We start from the raw sequence: 3,470 nt of genomic DNA, 5'->3' as shown, positions 1-3,470 counted from the left end.
ATAGCTGAATTAAGATCTTTGTCTTTTTCGTAAGCCCTGCCCTGACCATACAAAGCTACGGGGTAATCTGGTTTAAGCCAGAGTGCCAAATCATAATATTGGATAGCTTTTTTAATATCCCCATTTTTATTTTCATATTCTTGAAATCCATTGTTGTTGAAAGCTTCAGCAATTTTAGTAGTTCCGAAAGTCATATATAATGTCGCTGACAGCAATGCAAGTGTAGAAAACCCAGTCCATACAGCAATTGTTCGATAGCGTTGATGCTTTCGTTTATTGACACTCGCATCGATAAAATCGTTTGCTTCTGGATTGAAACCCCCCAAAACTTGGTTAAAGGTTTGGTCTTTTCTCAAAGCTAGAACTTGCTCTAATTTCAATCCACTCCATAGCTCATCTTGTGTTTTTTTAGCTTGCCAGAGTTTGACATCATTATTGAGTCTATTTCGCAGAGCGATTGACATTCGGTTGTCTCTAATCCATGCACTCAATGTTGTCCAGGCTGTCAGCAAAACTTCATGGGCAATTTCAATTGTCGATTCCCACGATCGCTCCTCGCCACTGCTAACTAATAGGTTTTCATTAACTAACTGAGCTACCATCTTTTGTTCTAGCGGATCTTTGAACTCGGAGCGATTGGCGCGGCGGCGAATGGGCTTCCATTCTGTTTCGGCTGTTTCATCTCCACCAATGCCTACCAGTTTCAAGAAAATCCGTTTGACTGCAAGTTGTTCTGGTTGCGATAATTTTTGATAAACCTCTTCCACATGCTTTTGTAGCGTTCCGCTAACACCACCTAAATTCCGGTAGTTACTGGTATTCAAAATCCGATCGTCGATGTGGCTTGTCTCTACCTCTGTCTGCCACAGCAGATCTAGCGTATATTGCAACAGGGGAAGATATCCCGCTTGTCCTTGCAGATTCTTAATAATTTCCTCTACTAATCCATTTTCAAAAGTCACCCCATGATGAAATGCAGGTTGTTCGATCGCCAATCTCAATTCATCTGAATGCATTTCGGCAACGATCGGGCGATGCAGATCTGTGAGTTTAATAAATGTGGGATAGGGGCTTAATCGATCGAGAAAATCCGCTCGCATTGTTGCTACAATTTTGACATCGGAATTTTTATTTTTCTCCAACATCCTGATTAATTGCACTAATCCATCGATAAAACGATCGCGCTTCTCCTGCTGACTGAGTGTAAATAGTTCTTCAAATTGATCGATAAAAATAAACCAGAAATCATTGGCAGGCTTTAATCCTGTTACCGCTCTAACTAGAGTCTCAGATTTGCCTTCTAGTAAAAACTGACAATCTAGTTTAGGATAACGAGCGTGCAGAGAGTAATAGAAAGAAGTAAATGGATCTTGGTTGGGAATAAAGGTCAGATCGATAAATTGAGATCCTTTCAATTCTTTTAGTCGGGGAATCATTCCAGCTCGAACGAGCGATGATTTACCACTTCCAGAAGCACCCAAAATTAAGATCGCATTGGTTCGATCTAGCTCTTGAAATCGCTCCTGGAGAAATACATCGCGTCCGAAAAATAACTCTCGATCGTCCGCATCAAAAGATTTCAATCCCTTATAGGGAGAATTAGTGTTAAGTTTTTGTTTTTTTTCTAGTTCTTTTAAGGAATTAACCTGAATAATCTCATTGTAAGTGCCAATACGACCGATCCATCCAATCAGGGTGTTACGATCTCCTGTAGCCACTAGGCTGATTTCTGCTGGATCGGTCATATGGAACCTCCATCGCTACATTGTAAAGTTATCAATCTTATCAATATGTCCGATTAGCTTGTTGTTGTCTCCTGTTGCTGTCATATTCACGATGGTTTTCGATTCGGATGATATTGGTTCTCGATCGACTTCTTGATTTGAGTCCCTTTCGCTCGACTCTCGATCGACAATTGGACGGCTACTTTTCCGATAGAGGAGTACGGGTGTTGAAACTTCTGGAATTCCCTTCAAGTCAATTGCATTACATCCAAACTCATAAGCCCGATCGTAAGGTTCACCTGCACCCAGCGCATCATAGAAACCGATTGAGAATTCGATCGCCGCACGATCTCCAATCGCTCGATTCATCCCAATGACACAGTCGATGTGCTGGTGAATTGCCTCCGCTTGAACATCTGAATAGCAAGCATTTAGTACGACACATTCAATCTTGTCCTGAAACAACCTAAAAAGTTCTGCTAGTGCCTGCGTACTTACTAGTTGCATCTGCCCCGAACTATTCTCCAACGCCACGCCACTATCTCCTGTCCCATGCCCAGAAAAGTGAACGATGTGAGGTTGGCAACCCAATAATATATGGCGCAAATCATCCACCCGCAATGCCGAGCGAGTAATAATTTCAAATCCATCTCTCATTTTGGAGTGTTCCAAACCTGTTTGGATTTCCCTAACTTCTTCATCCAAACGCAACTGTTCGGTATTCTGGGGATTAGCAGACAAGATTAAAATCTTTTTCACGATAACAATCTCCATCGAGGTAGCTAACGACAAAGTTAAGAGAAATGCTTGCCTACTACTCTCTACTACAATATCAGATCGAGCATTATATCAAATGATTTCCGTCAACAAACTTCACAATGTAGGGGATTTAATAAGTTACGAATAGAGAAAATACCAACCACCATATATCGAGTTCTTTTTCATCCAACTTATTTATCTCCTCGATCGAAGTTTTAAAGGTGTACGCTGCTTGGAAACAGGCTGAATCTGCTAATCTACTTGCATAATTGCTCGATCACTATACCTAAAAAACATCCTTTCTCAAATAAATATCACTGAAAACCAACTGTAATGGTTTTAGTAATCCAGTCGGTATTCAGAGTTACTTTCGGTCGAAAAGAACGAGTTATTTGAGGTGGCTCTTTTTCATCTGCCCCAATTTGTGAGAGCAATCGATCGAGTGGACTAATCTGGGGTTCTCCTCCTCTGGTCGCACCTCTGTTCGCCGCTAGCTGTTCGAGTTCTTTTGTGAGAATATTTCCTCGGCTTGCTAATTCTTCATCGAGAGGGGGCAGTTCTAGCCATTTGAAGTTAGCAATTCCTTTGGTGGCAAATAGCTTAATTTTCTCCGTTTTATTTTGATAATCATCTCCTTCAGGCACTGAAAAATTCATCGGCAGATCTAAAATTTGACCTGGAGCTATCTCGTAGAAAGCTGTGTTGATATTCTCAATCGGCAGGAGATTAATTGCCCAAGTAGCTTCGAGATCGAGGATGGCAATGTTTAGGGAAATATCTTCGTTGTTTTTGATGTGGAGATATAATGTCCCAGATTTGAGTTTAATATTGTGACGATCGATAAATGGTTGCTTGTGTTCGTCGAGTAAGTCAAACTCGATCGCTAGTTGGGATTCGGGATTATCTAAAGCTGCGATCGATTTGTATTTTGCTAAATGTACCAGACGTTTCACCACTCGATCGGGAGACTCCGGATCGTCGATACTT

At 41.2% G+C, this 3,470-nt stretch carries 1 protein-coding gene and 2 pseudogenes; all 3 read right to left on the bottom strand.

Going from position 1 to position 3,470, the window contains the following annotated elements; translation table 11 throughout:
* Positions 1-1,745: pseudogene (locus RMO27_RS21925) on the bottom strand (hypothetical protein); the annotation flags it as partial.
* A 15-nt stretch (positions 1,746-1,760) separates the two neighbouring features.
* The gene (locus RMO27_RS21920) at positions 1,761-2,483 is read right to left on the bottom strand and encodes a CHAT domain-containing protein (protein WP_309736586.1); all 723 of its coding nucleotides are present in this window, start codon (positions 2,481-2,483) and stop codon (positions 1,761-1,763) included.
* A gap of 314 nt (positions 2,484-2,797) precedes the next feature.
* Positions 2,798-3,470 (bottom strand): annotated as a pseudogene (locus tag RMO27_RS21915) (caspase family protein); the annotation flags it as partial.

The organism is Chamaesiphon sp. OTE_75_metabat_556, from assembly GCF_031378165.1.
Taxonomy (GTDB): Bacteria; Cyanobacteriota; Cyanobacteriia; order Cyanobacteriales; family Chamaesiphonaceae; genus Chamaesiphon.
Note: the sequence above shows the minus strand (reverse complement) of the source record. Positions and strands in the feature narration are given on the sequence as shown.